This window comes from Blautia sp. MCC283, assembly GCF_018785565.1.
Taxonomy (GTDB): domain Bacteria; phylum Bacillota; class Clostridia; order Lachnospirales; family Lachnospiraceae; genus Blautia_A.
The window spans coordinates 17432-35221 of the sequence record NZ_WQQB01000017.1 but is presented as its reverse complement, the minus strand read 5'-3'; the positions used below and the strand labels follow the sequence as shown (position 1 = coordinate 35221).

The window sequence follows — 17790 nt, the reverse complement described above, 5'->3', positions numbered from 1 at the left end:
TTCAGACTGTAGACAAACTTGGTGTTGGGTGTTATATCCAGCACCATTTTTCTTTTAAAACTTCTTTTCTTTTTATTTTCTTCAAAATCAACAAAAATCTGGCTGTATTCCAATCTCGTTTTTCCAGAATCTTTGCCAGTTTTTTCAAATTCATGCATGCAAAGGTAAGCCCGGCTTTCATTTCCATCCGTGCTTTTCCTACATACTGCGTATATCGAAATCCATGCTGTTCTTTAGCTGTACCGAAGATCCGCTCTATGGTTTCTTTTCTTAACTGGTAGATCTGTCTGTTTCCGATCGTGTGCCGAATGTCTTCTGCTACTTCCATGTATTCTTCCCATCCATGACGTGTGATCAGTTTTACATGATCTTTGCTTTCTGTACATTTTGAAAGATATTGGCATTCAGCACAATGCTCACCGCAGCTTTTATACTCTTTATATCTATTTCTGTTTGTTGTACTGTACGTCAGTATATGTGCTCCCGGACATATATAACAATCATAGTATTCATCATATGCGAATTCGTGTTTTCCGAAAAAGCCTTCTTTGGTCTTGGGACGGGTATACGGAAAAAGTGGTTGAATTCCATCTTCCGACAGCTGATGGGCGATTGCAGGAGTTTTATATCCTGCATCTGCAACTACCATCTGTGGATTCAGTTTAGTATTAATCCAGCATTTTGTCCAATACTGCCGACATAAGAAAAAAGTTCCTTTTTTTAACTGTAAACTTTTCTTTGTCCTCACAAAATTATATAATAGAAGTGAACATTTATTATTTCGGGCGGTTTTACTTATGAATTCAGGTGTTACAGATACTGAAACAATAAGACCGGAGAGTCGGGAGGAGTTGATCTTATGTCGAATATAGAAGCTGTTGGAGGTACACGATCATGAGTGAGTATACCATCCTGCCGCTGATCAATGCATCTTTTCAGCCGGGTGAAGCGAAAAGGACGGTAGCCAGTTTTGAAGACAGGGATTTTCAGAAAATTGCACGTGCTGAATATTATTATTTTACCGGGCAGGCGGAGAAATGCAGTCATATAGCAGAACATTACCTGATGAGCCATAATATAAAGCTTAAGATGTCTTCCTGCCTGTTATATGTATATTCGAATCTGACACTTGGCAGAGCCGTGGCATCCAGAAAAGGGATACGGGAGATTCGGGAATGTCTTGAAAAAGAAATGAAATATTCTTCGTCTGCGGAGGATAAAGCAATTAGTGTATTTGCAGGATATATGTCTTCCGTACTTTTGCATCTTCCGGTAGATGAACTTCCGGATGTGGAATTTTATGCAGCAGCACTCCCTCCTGGAATTAAGATGTTTTCTGCCTATGTGATAGCTCATATGGTGTATTTGAAAGGGGAGTACGGCAGAGCGCTTGGAATTTGTGAGGCAGCATTCATGTTCAGGGACGGCACCTATCCGATTAGTATGATTTATCTGTATTGCATGATGGCAATGTGCCAGATGAATCTGAAACATCAGCAGAAAGCAAAAGACGCATTGATGCTGGCATGGGATATGGCGAAAGAAGACGAATTCCTGGAACCCTTTATTGAACATCATGGTTTGCTGCAGGGACTTCTGGAGTCATGTATCCGTAAGGAAAATTCAAAACTATATAACAAATTATCGGATCAGGTTATCAGTTTTAGCAGAGGATGGATGGCAATCCACAATCCGATGTCGGAAAATTCTGTAACAGATGCATTATCCACGGTGGAATTCTCGATTGCCATGCTGGCAAGCCGTGACTGGAATAATCAGGAAATTGCAGATTATCTGGGATTTTCACCCAATACGGTTAAAACTTATCTGAGCAGGATTTATGTGAAGCTGAATATAAAAAAGAGGGATGAACTGAAAAATTATATGCTGAAATAGAAAATATACTTTTTCGAGGTGAAACGGAGATTATATGGAAGCAGTCAACATGATAAAATCTTTATATACAGAAATTACCAGCAAAATTCGATGTTTATTGGGAGGAAACTATATGAAAAAAAGATTTTTGAGCGTCCTGCTTACGCTGTTCATGGTGCTAATGATGCTGCCAACAACGGCATATGCTGGGACGGCCTATTGCGATATTTGTGGTAAATGGGTAGGTACAACCAGTACTTATGAATATAAAGATGGTGGATATCATTGGGAACACGTTTCTTGCGCAGAATGTGGTACTAATATATCAAATCCACGTTCTGAGCATAATTGGAGTGGAACGGCAACTTGCACAAGCGGACAGACTTGTACAGTTTGCGGCGGAACATCTAACCCACTCGGACACAACTACGAAAGCTCTGTGACGACAGAACCTACCTGCACTACAGACGGCGTTCGTACCTATGTCTGCAAGAATGACAGCAGCCACACCTACACCGAGCCAATTCCTGCTGCAGGTCATAATCTTGAAAAGGTAGAAAAGAAAGAATCCAGCTGCACTGAAGATGGATATGAAACATACTGGAAGTGTAACACCTGCAAAAAGCTTTTCTCAGACGCAGCAGGAACCGTGGAAATCAGCAATCCGACAGCGATTAAAGCAACTGGCCATAATCTTGAAAAGGTAGAAAAGAAAGATGCCGGCTGCACGGAAGCTGGATATGAAGCCTACTGGAGATGCCAGACTTGCAAAAAGCTTTTCTCAGACGAAGCTGGGACTGTGGAAATCATCAATCCAATAGAGATCAAAGCGACAGGTCATGATCTGAAAGCAGTCAAGAGAAAAGAAGCCGGCTGCACCAAAGATGGATATGAAGCCTACTGGAGATGCCAGACTTGCAAAAAGCTTTTCTCAGACGAAGCTGGGACTGTGGAAATCATCAATCCGACAGCGATTAAAGCAACTGGCCATAATCTTGAAAAGGTAGAAAAGAAAGATGCCGGCTGCACAGAAGATGGATATGAAACATACTGGAGATGCCAGACCTGCAAAAAGCTTTTCTCAGACGAAGCAGGAACCGTGGAAATCATCAATCCGACAGCGATTAAAGCAACCGGTCATAATCTTGAAAAGGTAGAAAAGAAAGACGCCGGCTGCACAGAAGCCGGATATGAAGCCTACTGGAAATGCCAGACCTGCAAAAAGCTTTTCTCAGACGCAGCAGGAACCGTGGAAATCAGCAATCCGACAGCGATTAAAGCAACTGGTCATAATCTTGAAAAGGTAGAAAAGAAAGACGCCGGCTGCACAGAAGATGGATATGAAGCCTACTGGAAGTGTAACACCTGCAAAAAGCTTTTCTCAGACGAAGCAGGAACCGTGGAAATCAGCAATCCGACAGCGATTAAAGCAACCGGTCATAATCTGAAAAAGGTAGAGAAGAAGGATGCTACTGCTACAGAGGAAGGAAACAGCACATACTGGTTCTGCGATAAATGTAATAAGTATTTTAGTGATGCAAAAGCAGAAACTGAAATAAAAAAGGAAGACACAGTGCTTGCAAAACTTTCTACAGTAAACAAAAAGGAAACAGAGGCATCTTCAGCAAAGACAGCTAACGCAACAAAGGTGACCAGTACAACGGATAAAACAACGAAGTCCTCTCCAAAAACTGGAGACAGTACAGATGTGCAGTTATATGTGATTCTTATGCTCGTTTCAATAGGTGCTGCTGCAGGAGCTGGCGCTAAGAGAAAGCTTAAGACCCAGCGGTAATGACTTTAAAGCATTAAATTTAAAATAACTTCTATATAACGAAGGGGCTGTTCTCGACAGCCCCCCCCAGACTGTAGACAAACTTGGTGTTGGGTCTTATGCCCAGCACCATTTTTCGCTAATAATCAATTCCTTTTTTATTTTTTTTAAAAAAGCCAAAAATCTGGCTGTATTCCAGCCTCGTTTTTCCAGTATTTTTGCCAGCTTCGTGAACTTATCGTATAAAGTTTTAAAAGTGCGGCTGTCATGTTCATTTCCAGGATGTACTGTGTAACCAAGAATCCAGCCATGCTTATCACAGGCAGTTTCGACCGCATACGCAAAAACATGTTTATGCTCACCTTTTCGAAACCACCCGCTTTCCGGATCACTGGTACTGAATTTTTGTGTTTTCACACCTTCTGGGATTTCTTCTGGTTCCGAAAGTGGGGCAGTTCCAGCACCTCCTGATGTTGGCGGCTGATTATCATCTTTTTTCTTTAGTGGCCTTTTTTCATGCGCCAGACGATCTTTTTCGATTTCTTTATTTAGCTCTTCATCATACCAGAGAGCCTGTTCACGTGCAATTCTTTTGCGCATTTTTTTGCTGTTTGCACAGGCTTTTATATGTGTTGCATCAACAAAAATCTGATCTGCATTTACAAGTTTGTATTTCATGCAGTCTTCCAGAATCTTTGAAAAGATCTGCTCAAAAAGATCTGTATCTTTGAAACGGCGGGTGTAATTTTTTCCAAATGTAGAAAAATGAGGAACAGGATCCAGCATATCCAGTCCAAGAAACCAGCGGTAAGCAACGTTTACTTCAATCTCTTTTATGGTCTGACGCATACTTTTTATTCCATAAAGATACTGAATAAAAGGTATCTTTATCAGCATGACCGGATCCATACTGGGACGACCATTATCCAGACAGTATTTTTCTTCTACCAGATCATAAATAAAGTTCCAGTTGATTGCTTTATCTATCAAACGAAGCATATGATTTTGTGGCACCATGTCATCCATGATAAACATCATCATCTGTTCACGTTTTTTATCTGCATTTTTTGTCATCATAAAAAACACCGCCTTTCTGATAAGATCATTATACCAGAAAAACGGTGTATACAATAGAAAATCCCGGCAATGCCGGGACTTTGTAACCAAGCATACGAAACGCTCTTAAGGCACCGGCGCCAATGGTATCGTCATTACAGATAAAGGCAGTTGAGTGAACCGGAGAATCTTTAAAAATCCGGTAGATGTCCTGGCAACTTTCTTCCTCGGAATAATGGACATAGTAGATGTCGTCCTGGGGAAGTTCCAGATGAAAATGCTTCATGGCGGAAAGATAGCCGTCTCTGCGTTCGTCAAAACTGCTGATAGATTCAAGGCTGTGAAGATATCCAATATTGCGGTGGCCCTGTAAGAACAGGTATTCTACCGCCTGAAAAGTTCCAAGCTGATTATTGATTGCGACTGTGCTGATATCCATATGGGAAAAATCATTGTTAATTGCAATACAGGGAATCGGGAGATCCAAAAAAGGCTGGGCATCTTCATCAAGCATTTCTGTGGCCAGAAGTATAATTCCCTCTGACGCAATGGGAAGTGCAGATTTCAGTTGTTCTTCAATAGGAATAGAAGCATTCATGGTAATCAGTGTAATATGATATCCGCATTTACGTGCGTGCGATTCAATACTTTTCATTAAAAGGAGAAAAAAGGGATGCTGGTTCAGAACCCTGCCGTCCTTCAGATATACAATAAAACAGATGGTACGGGTAACCGGGGTCTGAGCGGAAACACCCGGTTTATGGTTCAGTATAAGAGAAAGCGCTGCCGGTGAGATACCAAGAGTTTTGGCGATTTCTTTATTGGTCATACTTTGTCCTGCCTTTAATTTGCTGGTTTTCTTCCTAAGAAATACTATACCTAATCGACAAGTGACATACTCCCACCACTTAAATCTTATAGATTTTGAAGTGGGGGCTTCCTGCTCAATTGCCCTCCAGGGCAAAGATAAAACAGGCTATCCCCGCGTGTCCCGCGGTTTTTATAAGTCCGGATGCGGACTTTTTATCGTGCTATCATGCACATTCTGTAAGGATCCGTTTTCCTTCGTTCATGATATTGACTGCCGCATTCACATCACGATCCATTCTGTTTCCACATTCACAGTAATAAATTCTTTCAGATAAAGACAATTCTGCTTTTTTCTTTCCGCACACGCTACATATCTTACTGGATGCAAAATAACGGTTTACTTTGATCAGATATTTCCCCCGTTCTTCCATCTTATATTCCAGCATAGAAAGGAACTGTCCATATCCATTGTCATGTACACCTTTTCCAAAATGGAGTCCTCCTGCCATCGCCTTCAGGCTCAGATCTTCCACGCACACTGCATCATATATTTCCGCAAGACTGGTGCTGAGTTTATGCTGAAAATCTTTTCTCTGGTTTCGGATCTTTTCATGACACAAAGCAACTCTCTTTTTCTGTTTCCCGTAATTTCGGCTTCCTTTCTGACATTTGGACAGCCTTCTCTGTTCTCTCGCCAGTTTTTTCTCTGACCTTCGGTAAAACATCGGATAAGCCGCTTTTTCCCCTGTAGAAAAGACACCCAGACCATGCATGGCAAAATCTATCCCAAGAAATTTTTCTGCTGGTATTTTTTCTACTGTTTGGTTTTCACAGCAGAATAAAAGACTGGCAAAATATTTTCCGGATGGCTCATGACTGACCGTTACAGATTTTAATTTCCATTCTTCCGGTATCGGACGATGGAGCTTTATCCTGACAGCTGACATCTTAGGCAGTTTCAAACGTTTTCCTTCCAGAAAGACATTTCTGTTTACTACATTTGTCGTATAAGATCTTTTCGATGACTTCTTTGATTTGAAGCATGGAAACCTGTAGATGGTTCTCGAAAAAATTTACGGAAAGCACTTTCCAGATGCATCTGTACATTTGCTAATGCAAGAGAATCCACTTCTTTCAGCCAGGGATATTCTTTCTTATATCTGGCAGGCGTATTCCTCAGCATCTTTTTTTCTTTTGTATAATATTCTACCTTATCCGCGAGCATACAGTTATATATAAATCGGCTGCATCCAATTGTTTTTTCTATCTGAATTCTCTGGTTTGTATCTGGATAGATCCTTATTTTTATTGCCCGGTTTATTTTTCTCACCTTGTTCCTATTTGTTATCAATAGTTTACAGCTTCCTATTTTGAACATTCTGTTCTTTTTTAATTATAATACAAGCTCACTATCAGAACAAGTGTTTTTCTGTTTTTTAGAAATTATCTTGAGCCAATATGCTCAGATTCGCAATTCATCTCACTACCTGAAGAGGTAGGAGAATTCTTGCTAAGATTTGTTAAAAGTCAATAAACATACTAAACGTTTATAAAAATGATTTGAAAATAAAGATTAAAATTAGACATTTAATAAAGAAATATTTCAAAATATATTTGAAAGCACCAAAATATTTTCTATAAAGCAAAAAAAACATGTAAAAAATATACGAAACAGATGAGGGAAATTTATATAAAAATTTAGCGATAACATATCGTGCAATGAAATAGATCATACAGCGAAAAAGAATACGTTTTCACAAAATAAGATTGACTTTTTAGACCGGCCTTATTATCATATAAATCATATTTAGTTAATATGAAATTAGGAATGGGAAAATTATCTGTTTTAGATAGATTTGAGAGGTTTACTGGACTGGCAGTGAGCAGAAATTTTTCAGAGAGAAGGGAAAGGTACATGTCCATTAAGAAGATCGCAGAAAAGGCAGGGGTTTCACCGGCTACGGTTTCCCGGGTTTTGAATAATCCCAATTATAAATGTTCTGTTCCCGGACTCCGGGATAAGATATGGAAAACAGCCATCGAGATGAATTATGTGCCCAACGAGGCGGCCCGGAATCTGAAAAGAGGTGTTTCCGCGAAGCAGGAGAAAACCTGGTACATCAATATTCTGATGACAAGAACCGATTCTTCCACCACCGATCCGTTTTTTGCGGAGCTTCTCCGGGTGATCGAAAGTGAGATCCATGATAAAAACTGCATCCTTTCCAAAGTATGGTATATGTCGGTATTTTCTGATGACCGGAAGTGCCGCAGGGAGAATCTGGACCGGCTGATCGACGGAATGTATGATGAGGTGGAAGGGAAAAGGGACGGACTGATCATCATCGGCAGATGTAATAAAGAGGCTTTGAAGAAGCTGAATAAGAAGTATAAGAGTGTGGTATCGGTGAATCGGAATTCTACCAATTATGAAGTGGATGAGGTCCTTTGTGATGGGAAAAAGATCGCAGCAGCGGCAGTGGAATACCTGATCTCCCTGGGGCACAAAAATATCGGTTATATTGGCCAGTGTCACAGCGAGGACCGGTATAACGGGTATCTGGAAACACTGAAGAAGCATGATCTGGATGTGATACCGGAGTATGTTATCGAAACAAAGCAGACTGAGGCCGAGGGTTATGAAGCCATGGAAAAGTTCTTTCAGTCGGACGACATGCCAACCGGAATCTACTGTGCCAATGATATTTCGGCGATCGGAATGCTGAAGTGCCTGAATAAATTTCGGAACCGGTATTATATGCCTTCGATTATATCCAGCGATGATATACAGGAGGCACAGTTTACCAGACCGATGCTGACAACGGTGAGCCTGCCCAAGGAGGATATGGGAAAATTTGCATTATACCTGCTGCTGGACCGACTGAAGGGCGGACATTCCGGTATTGTGCGAATGGAGCTGGAAGGCAGACTGATGATACGGAACAGCTGCAGCAGTGTGGAGGACAGTATGTGGAGCGATTATTGTATCTGAGTGTTGCGGATGCGCAGATATAGTGACAGACAGGATGCGGTTGCGCTATGACCAGAGTATTTCGTGAAAACGTTTTCAGATATCCCTATTTAATTAATGGGAATAATATGGTTTAATGTATTCAATTCAAATAAAAAAATTACAGAACCACAGTAAACGGAAAGAACAGGTATGATTTGACAGCGAAATGAAGTATTTACATTGTTGGGAAAAAGATTTCCAAATAAAAATGTGGTTGTAAAGGAGTACACAGATCATGAAAAGAAAACGCATTGCAGGTGTCTGTATCACACTGGCAGCAGTGGTACTGGCAGGAACTTTTGCAGTATCGGGAAACAATACAAAGGATAAAAATCATGTGGAGATCATCAATGTGTCCTATGATCCGACCAGAGAATTTTATGAAGCATATAATAAGATTTTTTCAAAATATTGGAAAGAGGAAACAGGTCAGAGTGTGGATGTGATCCAGTCCCATGGCGGTTCCGGAAAGCAGGCTCTTGAGATTTCCAATGGACTTCCTGCGGATGTGGCGACACTTGCTCTGGAATATGATATCGATGCGATCCGGAATGCCGGTCTGATCGACAAAGGATGGATCGATGAGTATCCGGATGACAGTGCTCCTTATACTTCCACCATTGTATTTCTTGTTCGGAAGGGAAATCCGAAGAATATCCACGACTGGGATGATCTGACAAAGGATGGTGTGGGGGTGATCACTCCCAATCCAAAAACCTCCGGTGGTGCCCGCTGGAATTACATGGCAGCCTGGGCTTATGCCAATGAGAAATATAACGGCAACGAGACAGAGATGAAAGCCTTTATCAAGAAGCTTTACAAAAATGTCCTGGTTCTGGATTCCGGAGCAAGAGGTGCCACCACTTCTTTTGTGGAAAACGGACAGGGTGATGTGCTGATCGCCTGGGAAAATGAAGCGTTTCTTTCTGTAAGGGACAATCCGGATGATTACGAGATCGTAACACCGAGCATCAGTATCCTGGCACAGCCGTCCGTTGCTGTTGTAGATGAAAATGTAAAAAAACACGATAACGCAGATGCCGCAAAAGCTTATCTGAAATATCTGTATTCCGATGAAGCGCAGGAGCTGATCGCTGAGAATTATTACAGACCGGTCAATCAGAAGATCCTGAAAAAACATGCAGATACTTTTAATCTGAATGTGAAGCTGACTACCATCAAAGATTTCGGCGGATGGGATGAGGTGCAGAAGAAACATTTCGCAGATGGCGGAGTATTTGATGAGATCTATGAAGAGTAAAAAAGCATGACTGGCGAAAACAGACAGATCAGAGCTGCTTTTTGCGGGATGCAGGTAATGGCATGGCGCACATGTTGACGATATATACATAGCAGAAATGGAAAAGAGGGGAGACAGAAATGAAGAAACAACAGAGTAAACGGGTGATACCAGGCTTTGGACTGACAATGGGAGTGACTTTGGCGATGCTGAGTATCGTGGTTCTGATTCCCCTTGCATCTCTGGCTGTATATTCAGCGCGGCTGGGATTTCGGGAATTTATCCAGGTGATCACACGGCCGAGAGTTTTGTCCGGATTTTATGTAAGTTTTATCACTGCATTTGCGGCCACGGTGGTGAATGCCATCATGGGACTGATCCTTGCGTGGGTGCTGGTGCGGTATGATTTTCCGGGAAAAAGGATCATGGATGGAATGATCGAGCTGCCTTTTGCGCTGCCAACTGCAGTTGCCGGTATCTCGCTGACATCACTGACATCCGACAAAGGACTGGTGGGAAGCTTTTTTGCAAAGTTCGGGATCAAGATCGCGTATACCAGGATCGGTATCACGGTAGCTCTGATCTTTGTGGGGATTCCTTTTGTAGTCCGGGCCATTCAGCCGGTGCTGGAAAAACTGGACGGTTCCTATGAGGAGGCGGCCCGTGTCATGGGTGCAAAACCATTCACCATTTTCCGGAGGGTTATCCTTCCAGAGCTTCTTCCGGCAATGCTTTCCGGAGCGGGACTTGCCTTCGGACGCTGCCTGGGAGAGTACGGAAGTGTTGTTTTTATCGCAGGAAACAAACCTTATTATACAGAGATCACGCCGCTGATCATCATGTCAAAACTTCAGGAGTTTGACTACGAAAGTGCAACATCTATCGCGCTGGTTACACTGGCGGTATCGTTTTTGATCCTGTTTGGCGTGAATCTGGTGCAGGCAAGAAATACGAAACGAATCAGAGGGAGGGACGCATAATGGACGAAAAAAAGAAGCAGGCTTCCGGGCCGGTGAAATGGATCCTCATTGGGATTTCCGTGATCTTTCTTTTTGTAATGCTGGTGCTTCCGCTGGTGGTTGTTGTTACCCAGGCGCTGAGTAGAGGCTGGGAGTGCTACGTGCAGGCTGTGACAGATGAGTATACGCTGAAAGCTCTGGCACTGACCATAGAAGCAACGGTGGCTGCTGTTGTATGCAACACGATCTTCGGCCTGTGTGCAGCGTGGGCAATGACCAGATTTCATTTCCGGGGAAAAAAGCTTCTGACGACGCTGATCGACATTCCGGTTACGGTGTCACCGGTCATCGCAGGTCTTATTTATATTCTGGTTTTTGGAAAGCAGAGCCCGCTTTATTCTGTTCTTGACAAAGCAGGGATCCAGATCGTGTTTGCAGTTCCTGGAATTATCCTGGCAACGATTTTTGTTACGTTTCCATTTGTATCAAGAGAGATCATTCCGGTGCTGGAATCTATAGGGTCCGATGAGGAAGAGGCGGCAGCACTGATGGGAGCAAAAGGCTGGACGATCTTTACCAAAGTGACTTTCCCGCATATCAAGTGGGCATTCCTTTATGGCGTTGTGCTGTGTACAGCGAGAGCTATGGGAGAGTTTGGGGCCGTGTCCGTACTGTCCGGACATCTCCGTGGAAAAACAAATACACTTCCGCTTCATGTGGAAATTCTTTATAACGAATTCCAGTATGTTCCGGCGTTTGCGGTTTCTTCGATCCTGGTGATCCTGGCGGTGATCCTTCTGATTGCGAGAAATGTTTTGGAACATAAAGGAAAGGGGGAAAAAGGCGATGTACGTTGAGTTAAAAAATATCAATAAAACATATGGAGATTACAAGGCATCTGACAACGTAAGTTTTGGCATCGAAAAAGGTAAGCTGATCGGTCTCTTAGGCCCAAGCGGAAGCGGAAAGACAACGATCCTCCGTATGATCGCCGGTCTGGAGCAGCCGGACAGCGGTGAGATCATCATTGACGGAAGAGTGGTCAATGATGTTCCTGCCAGCGAGCGAGGCATTGGATTTGTGTTCCAGAATTATGCCCTTTTCCGGTATATGACTGTGTATGATAATATTGCGTTTGGTCTGAAAGTACAGAAGGCGGATAAGAAGTATATCAAGCAGAGGGTTATGGAACTGGTAGAGCTGATCGGGCTGAAAGGCCTGGAAAAAAGATATCCAAGTCAGCTGTCCGGCGGCCAGAGACAGCGAGTTGCTTTTGCCCGGGCCCTTGCTCCGAATCCGCAGCTGCTTCTCCTGGATGAGCCTTTTGCTGCCATTGATGCGAAGATCCGTACAGAGCTTCGAAGCTGGCTGAAGGATATGATCGAGAAACTGGGAATCACCAGTATTTTCGTTACCCATGATCAGGACGAGGCCATTGAGGTGGCGGATGAGATCATCATTACCAACCGGGGACGTATCGAGCAGAAGGGAACGCCGCTGGAGGTTTACCAGAATCCGGATACTGCGTTTACGGCGGGATTTTTCGGACAGACGTCGGTGATCGAGGATTATCAGGTGTTCAATCACTTTGAGGAAGTTCCAGGCGGAGAAAAAGCTATTATCCGTCCGGAGTTTGTGAAAGTGACCAAGAAGAACGAGGAGCAGAAATATAAAAGTTCTGCCACAGAAGGCATCGTAGAACGAGTCGCATTCCGTGGCAGCAGCCTGGAACTGAAAGTCCGGGTAGGAGACACCACACTCAGCGCCAGAAGAAGCCTTGACGAAGAACCCGTCCGGGAAGGCGAAGTTGTGGATGTTTTCGTACAGAGGATCTTTGTGACGAAAGGAAATGAAGCCGTGTTGCTGCATAATACAGCTATGGTTGAGGACTGGTTGGTTATATAAAAAAATGCCGCGGGAGCGGCATTTTTTTATGAGCAAGTAGCGCTAGCGGATTGCGAATATCATATGATTTGCCGCAGGAGCGGCATTTTTTTATATATGTGAAATTTTCACACCGTAATATTCTGCAAGGGAATCTACCAGATCATCACGGATTTTTTTGTGGTCATTTCCATCCAAAGACATAACGCAGGATACCATATGGTGTTTTTTATCAACGACGCAGTATTGGCCGTAATTGCCGGACAGGATTAGTGTATCTTCCATAGGTCCCATATATATGAAATATCCATAACCATAGCTCTGGTAATCCGGATGCTCCGTCAGTGGATTGTAAGAATCGATATGTTTCTGACAGGCATCAATCACGAATTTTTTTGGGACGATCTGTTTTCCGTTCAGAGCACCTTCATGCAGAAGCAGATGCCCAAAACGGGCCAGTTCATCAATCGTCAGATACAGTCCATTAGCTGCCATGCAATGTCCCTGAGGGCAGAGGGTCCAGTCCGGATTCGGGATGCCAATTGGTTCAAACAGACGATATCGCAGATAATTCAACAAACCGGTTCCGGATTTTTCTTCCAGAAGAACAGACAAAATATAGGAACAGAAATTGCTGTACACGAAATGGGTACCTGGTGTATAGGGAAAAGAATCATTCTGGAAAAAATATCTTACCCAGTCTTTTTCTCTGTATCGTTCCGGACCGTCGCAGAAAAAGAGAGGATCTTTCTGACCGGATGACATCGTAAGCAGATCACGGATCTTTATTTTGTAAAGATTTTCGGAAGGATCAGATGGGAAATATTTTTCAAACCAGGGATAAATATATTCATCAAGAGTGATCAGTCCTTCGCGTTCTGCGATACCAGCAGCCATGGCAACAAAAGGCTTGCTGATAGACCATATATTTAATCGGGTTTTTACCGGAAAAAGCCTGAATTCTTCTTTTAAAACATCGTTTTTATATATCTGGGCATAGATAATATTGGAATGATGATGTTTAGATTTTTCAAGAAAAATATCTAAAATTTCCTGCATGATAATCCCCCCTGTAATTATTATTCGTAAAAAAGATCAAAGTCTGAGTAAAGTTCTTCCAGGTCATGAAGGCGTGTACTGATGGACTTGCACTTGCTTTTTCGGATTTTTGCAACAATGCTGTCAAAAAGACAATAGAGACAGGAAAAGGAGTTAAATCCCATTTCATTGAGATTGATCTCTGTAATGACCGCATGATCTGCCAGAGACCATGCCGGTGATGAAATACTGTCTGTGATGGCAAGGATCTTTGCACCATGGTTTTTGGCAACCTGTGCGTATTTCAGTGACCATTTGGTATAGCGGGCAAAAGAGAGCAGAAGAACAACAGTATCTTCAGAAGCTTCCGTGAGATATTCAAAATGGGGATCATAAAATTCATGAACCACCTTGGTATTTCCAAGAAGCTGATTCAGCAAGGTTCCCATCCAGAGTGCTGCACTGTAAGAGGAACGGGCGCCTACAATCAGACGTTTCTTCGCATTGGTCAGATAGGTAACAATCTGATCCATATCATCCTGACTCAGGTGTGAAGCCCAGTTTTCCATGGAATGGAGTTCTTTTGCAATGATGTTCTGATAGAAATTCCCATTGTCCAGTGTGTCATCTGCTGTAGCTGTGGGAATGGAAAGAATATCATTCTGTACAGTACGCTGCATTTCAGAAAAACTTTCAAATCCCAGAGAATAAGCGAGGCGTATGATAGTGGTTTCGCTTACGGAAATTTCCTTGCTGAGTTTCGCAAGGGTGGAATAACTGAATGAATCAAGGTGTTGTAATATATATTCGGCGACTTTCTTCTGACCGGCAGAAAGGAAAGATACTTTTTCACGGATCAACTGTTCTATTTTCATGAAAACCTCCTGTATTGTACGATTAGTATAATAAATTATAACAGGTGTAAAGTTTGATTACAATATAATGAAGTAAAAAATTCTTCTTGATATAAAAAAAGATGTAAATAATGCACAAATTAAAGTGTGTATTTTTAATAATATTGTCAATAGAAATCTTGAAACCTAGATGTTAATATAGCATTAAATAATTCATATGACGTCAGAAAAAGAATTAATTGCACTATTAATATTAGAGCCAATAAAAAAGGGGGGCTTTTATGTCGTCAACAGTAAAGGAAATAAAAGAAAAAACAGGTTACCTGAAACGAAGTGATCTTTATACAATCGGTGTAGGACAGGCGATTGGATCGGGTGTTCTGACACTGATCGGACCGGCAATTCTTTTGACTGGTCAGTCAGCATGGCTGGCATATGTAGCTGCATGTATCTGGGGATTTATGATGATTGCACCAATTCCATGGATCACATCTACACTGAAACTTGGAGGAGGATTTTATTCTCTGGTAGGAGATATGGCCGGCAAACGAGTTGCCGGTATGTATGCAGTAGGATTTTTGCCACAGACGATCAATCTGGCGACTTATGGTGTGGCAATTGGTATGTATGCAAATTCCCTGTGGCCGCAGATCAATGCGAAATGGTTTGGAATTGCAGCCCTGAGTGTGTTCTTTGCCATCAATCTGTGTGGTGTGGATGTAATGGCGAAGGTACAGAAAATTCTGGTTACCCTGCTGTTTGTTGCACTTGGTCTGTTTATTGTTCTGGGATGCCTCCAGCTGAAAAATCCGGTGTTTGAGTTTACAGCACCAGACTTTTTCTCCAATGGTCCATCCGGATTCTTTTCCGCAATCATGCTGTATGTATATTCAACAAACGGATATTCCTGCATTATGAATTATGGTAAACAGGCAAAAGAAGCACATAAAGATATTCCAAAGGCACTTCTGTACTGTATTCCGACACTGATGGTTGTATATGGCGGTGTTGCAATTGTAGCAAGTGGTGTGCTTCCTCTGGATCAGGTAGCCGGACAGCCGCTTACCCTGGTTGCAAAAAATATTTTAAATCCGGCACTTTTCACAGTATTTATGATTGGTGGTCCGGTACTTGCACTGTCTTCATCCATTAATTCAACAATTTCCAATAACTGTATTCCGGTTGCACAGTCCTGTAAAGATGGATGGCTTCCGAAATCATGGGCAGCTCAGAACAGAAGAGGGGCTTACTGGAAACTGATGACATTTACTTATCTTATGGGAATATTACCTGTGTTACTGGACTTTTCTATCAGTGATGTTGTAAATAATATTATGCTTCTGGCATCAGCACTGGCATTTCTGCAGATTTATGCTTATTTCCAGCTTCCGAAAAAACATGCAGAAGCATGGGAAAAATCACCAATGCATATTTCTAACGGAAAATATTATTTCCTCTGCTGTTTGAGCCTGTTTGCATATATCTGCATTTTTATCAATTCTTGCAGAAGCCTGAAACTTCCGGTAGTAATCATCAGTCTGATAGCCATTGTAGTATGCATGGCTTACGGATGGTTTAGAAGTGTAAGTCCTGATGTAAAGATGGAAACAAGTGTGTGGGAGGATTAATGTTTATGAATAAAGACCAGAACCTGATCAATGAATTTGCTATCAAAACTTTAAAAGAAAATCTCAATGTTATGTATGCGCAGATATGGCGTGAAGGACAGTTAACGGCAGAATATAAAAGAATGCCGGTGAAAACCCGCCTGAATACCTGGTCTGCCTGCAAGGGTGTTGTGTCCTGTGCGGCAGGAATCGCACTTGATGAAGGGCTGATTCGACTTGATGAGAAGATTGTGGATATTTTTCCAGAGTATGCACCGGAGAATCCGGAAGGATATCTGGGGGATGTAACGCTGGAAAATATGCTGACAATGACTACAGGTTTGGAAAGCTCTCTGTTTTTCTGTGACTGGCCGGAGCGTTACACAACTCCGGACTGGATCCGATATTTCTTCGAGAATGCGAAAGTGATAAAAAAACCGGGAACAGAATGGCTGTACAGCAATTTTAATACTTATATGATCAGCTGTGCGATTGAAAAACGTGCGGGAGTTAATCTTCTGGAATATTTGAGAAATCGCTTTTTTGAGCCGCTTGGAATTGGAAATCCAGACTGGACTTTGTGTCCGAAAGGGCATGTGCATGCGGCTAATGGACTTTATGTGAATATTGATGAGTTTACCCGGTATGGACAGATGATTCTTCACAAGGGAAATTATAATGGAAAACAGCTGGTGCCAGAGTCGTACATGAAGAGGGCAACGTCCAATCTGGTAGACAATTCAGCGGCAGGAAGTCCGGGAAATCTTTATTCCGGTTTTGGATATGGATATCAGTTTGTCATGAATCCGGAAGCCGGTTCCTATCGATCCGATGGAAATTATGGTCAGTTCTGTCTGGCGTTTCCTGACAAGGATGCAGTAGTAACTGTAATGTCTCTGGAGGGGGATTTCCAGAAAATAGGAAATCATCTATGGACTACAGTGGTTCCGGAATTGTAATATACTCTGGTTGACAAAACAGAGTGGAAAGCATAAGATAATAGTAGCTAAGAAATGTGATGAAATTCAAACATTGGCAAAAACGAAAACCCCGGAAGTGTGCGAGCCTTCCGGGGTTTTCTATTCCGTTATGTCGTGTGGCTTAAGCCTTTCAGGCTTGACATTAATCATAATTCGCCTTATACTAAGCATTGTAAATAACAGGGGAGCTTGTGATGGCAGGCTGAGAGGAAGTCTTCAACTTCGACCCTTATACCTGATTTGGATAATGCCAACGTAGGAACGTATAGGATGAATTTACGGGAGATACTTTGGTGTATCTCCCTTTTTATTTATGATCAGGATTTACAAGGAAGGGCTTAAGAGCAGATGCTTTTAACCCTGGTATCTACAACGGAATACAGGAAATTTTGAGAGTGAACTGAGTTCATGAAGGGGTGCACCACCGCGGGTGTATTTCTTTGTGGACTCTTTTTTTATTCTCGGAAAGGAGAGCTTATGATCACAGTAAACGGCGAGAAAAGAACACTGGAAAATCCGGTGACAGTAACCGAATATCTGAAAGCCTGCAATTATGCTCCGGTGCAGGTAGTAGTTGAACTGAATGAAGAGATCATCAAGAGAGAGACTTACGATACAACAGTGCTGAAAGACGGCGATGTTGTGGAGATTCTGCAGTTTATGGGCGGCGGAAGCTGCTGAGATAAAAGGTATATTGAAG

General features: G+C 42.4%; 15 protein-coding genes, 2 pseudogenes and 1 riboswitch. Of the genes and pseudogenes, 10 read left to right on the top strand and 7 right to left on the bottom strand.

The window, feature by feature from the left end; translation table 11 throughout:
- Positions 1–31 precede the first annotated feature (31 nt).
- A pseudogene (locus tag GPK81_RS06225) lies at positions 32–652 on the bottom strand (transposase); the annotation flags it as partial.
- A gap of 242 nt (positions 653–894) precedes the next feature.
- Between GPK81_RS06225 and GPK81_RS06220 the strand changes: the two are divergent.
- Together GPK81_RS06220 and GPK81_RS06215 are read left to right on the top strand one after the other, a co-directional pair.
- On the top strand, positions 895–1896 hold the full coding sequence (locus tag GPK81_RS06220) for a helix-turn-helix domain-containing protein (RefSeq protein ID WP_215706722.1): 1002 nt from the start codon (positions 895–897) through the stop codon (positions 1894–1896).
- A 112-nt stretch (positions 1897–2008) separates the two neighbouring features.
- The gene (locus GPK81_RS06215; protein ID WP_215706721.1) at positions 2009–3670 is read left to right on the top strand and encodes a hypothetical protein; all 1662 of its coding nucleotides are present in this window, start codon (positions 2009–2011) and stop codon (positions 3668–3670) included.
- A 213-nt stretch (positions 3671–3883) separates the two neighbouring features.
- On the opposite strand, the pseudogene GPK81_RS06210 reads toward GPK81_RS06215, so the two are convergent.
- The 4 genes and pseudogenes from GPK81_RS06210 to GPK81_RS18305 all read right to left on the bottom strand — a co-directional run.
- A pseudogene (locus GPK81_RS06210) lies at positions 3884–4726 on the bottom strand (transposase); the annotation flags it as partial.
- Positions 4727–4754: 28 nt separating this feature from the next.
- Positions 4755–5534, bottom strand: coding sequence for a substrate-binding domain-containing protein (locus tag GPK81_RS06205; RefSeq protein WP_215706720.1), 780 nt, complete (start codon positions 5532–5534; stop codon positions 4755–4757).
- A gap of 205 nt (positions 5535–5739) precedes the next feature.
- The gene (locus GPK81_RS06200) at positions 5740–6573 is read right to left on the bottom strand and encodes an RNA-guided endonuclease InsQ/TnpB family protein (protein WP_330627585.1); all 834 of its coding nucleotides are present in this window, start codon (positions 6571–6573) and stop codon (positions 5740–5742) included.
- On the bottom strand, positions 6510–6893 hold the full coding sequence (locus tag GPK81_RS18305; protein WP_330627584.1) for a helix-turn-helix domain-containing protein: 384 nt from the start codon (positions 6891–6893) through the stop codon (positions 6510–6512). The genes GPK81_RS06200 and GPK81_RS18305 overlap by 64 nt, the downstream gene beginning before the upstream one ends.
- A gap of 537 nt (positions 6894–7430) precedes the next feature.
- On the opposite strand from GPK81_RS18305, the gene GPK81_RS06190 reads away from it, so the two are divergent.
- The 5 genes from GPK81_RS06190 (at position 7431) to GPK81_RS06170 (ending at position 12632) form a co-directional block, all read left to right on the top strand.
- Complete coding sequence (locus GPK81_RS06190; protein ID WP_215706719.1) at positions 7431–8507, top strand: LacI family DNA-binding transcriptional regulator; 1077 nt, start codon at positions 7431–7433, stop codon at positions 8505–8507.
- Between the two features lie 256 nt (positions 8508–8763).
- Positions 8764–9789 carry a sulfate ABC transporter substrate-binding protein gene (locus GPK81_RS06185; protein ID WP_252196615.1) on the top strand — a complete coding sequence of 342 codons (1026 nt, stop codon included), beginning with the start codon at positions 8764–8766 and terminating at the stop codon, positions 9787–9789.
- Between the two features lie 119 nt (positions 9790–9908).
- Positions 9909–10748 carry a sulfate ABC transporter permease subunit CysT gene (cysT, locus tag GPK81_RS06180; RefSeq protein WP_174088480.1) on the top strand — a complete coding sequence of 280 codons (840 nt, stop codon included), beginning with the start codon at positions 9909–9911 and terminating at the stop codon, positions 10746–10748.
- Positions 10748–11584 (top strand): sulfate ABC transporter permease subunit CysW, encoded by an 837-nt coding sequence (gene cysW, locus GPK81_RS06175; protein WP_215706718.1) that lies wholly within the window; start codon positions 10748–10750, stop codon positions 11582–11584. Before cysT ends, cysW begins: the two co-directional genes overlap by 1 nt.
- Complete coding sequence (locus tag GPK81_RS06170; RefSeq protein WP_215706717.1) at positions 11574–12632, top strand: ABC transporter ATP-binding protein; 1059 nt, start codon at positions 11574–11576, stop codon at positions 12630–12632. Before cysW ends, GPK81_RS06170 begins: the two co-directional genes overlap by 11 nt.
- A gap of 90 nt (positions 12633–12722) precedes the next feature.
- Here the strand turns inward: GPK81_RS06170 and GPK81_RS06165 are convergent, their stop codons facing one another.
- Together GPK81_RS06165 and GPK81_RS06160 are read right to left on the bottom strand one after the other, a co-directional pair.
- Positions 12723–13670: a serine hydrolase domain-containing protein gene (locus GPK81_RS06165; RefSeq protein ID WP_118063619.1), complete on the bottom strand. Its 948-nt coding sequence runs from the start codon at positions 13668–13670 to the stop codon at positions 12723–12725.
- A gap of 20 nt (positions 13671–13690) precedes the next feature.
- Positions 13691–14524 carry a MurR/RpiR family transcriptional regulator gene (locus GPK81_RS06160; RefSeq protein WP_148445788.1) on the bottom strand — a complete coding sequence of 278 codons (834 nt, stop codon included), beginning with the start codon at positions 14522–14524 and terminating at the stop codon, positions 13691–13693.
- A 260-nt stretch (positions 14525–14784) separates the two neighbouring features.
- On the opposite strand from GPK81_RS06160, the gene GPK81_RS06155 reads away from it, so the two are divergent.
- From GPK81_RS06155 to thiS, 3 genes are all read left to right on the top strand, one after another.
- Positions 14785–16131 (top strand): APC family permease, encoded by a 1347-nt coding sequence (locus GPK81_RS06155; protein ID WP_118063615.1) that lies wholly within the window; start codon positions 14785–14787, stop codon positions 16129–16131.
- A gap of 5 nt (positions 16132–16136) precedes the next feature.
- Complete coding sequence (locus GPK81_RS06150; protein ID WP_215706716.1) at positions 16137–17069, top strand: serine hydrolase domain-containing protein; 933 nt, start codon at positions 16137–16139, stop codon at positions 17067–17069.
- A gap of 192 nt (positions 17070–17261) precedes the next feature.
- Positions 17262–17369, top strand: a riboswitch (TPP riboswitch).
- Positions 17370–17567: 198 nt separating this feature from the next.
- Positions 17568–17771 carry a sulfur carrier protein ThiS gene (thiS, locus tag GPK81_RS06145; protein ID WP_215706715.1) on the top strand — a complete coding sequence of 68 codons (204 nt, stop codon included), beginning with the start codon at positions 17568–17570 and terminating at the stop codon, positions 17769–17771.
- The last annotated feature ends 19 nt before the right edge of the window (positions 17772–17790 follow it).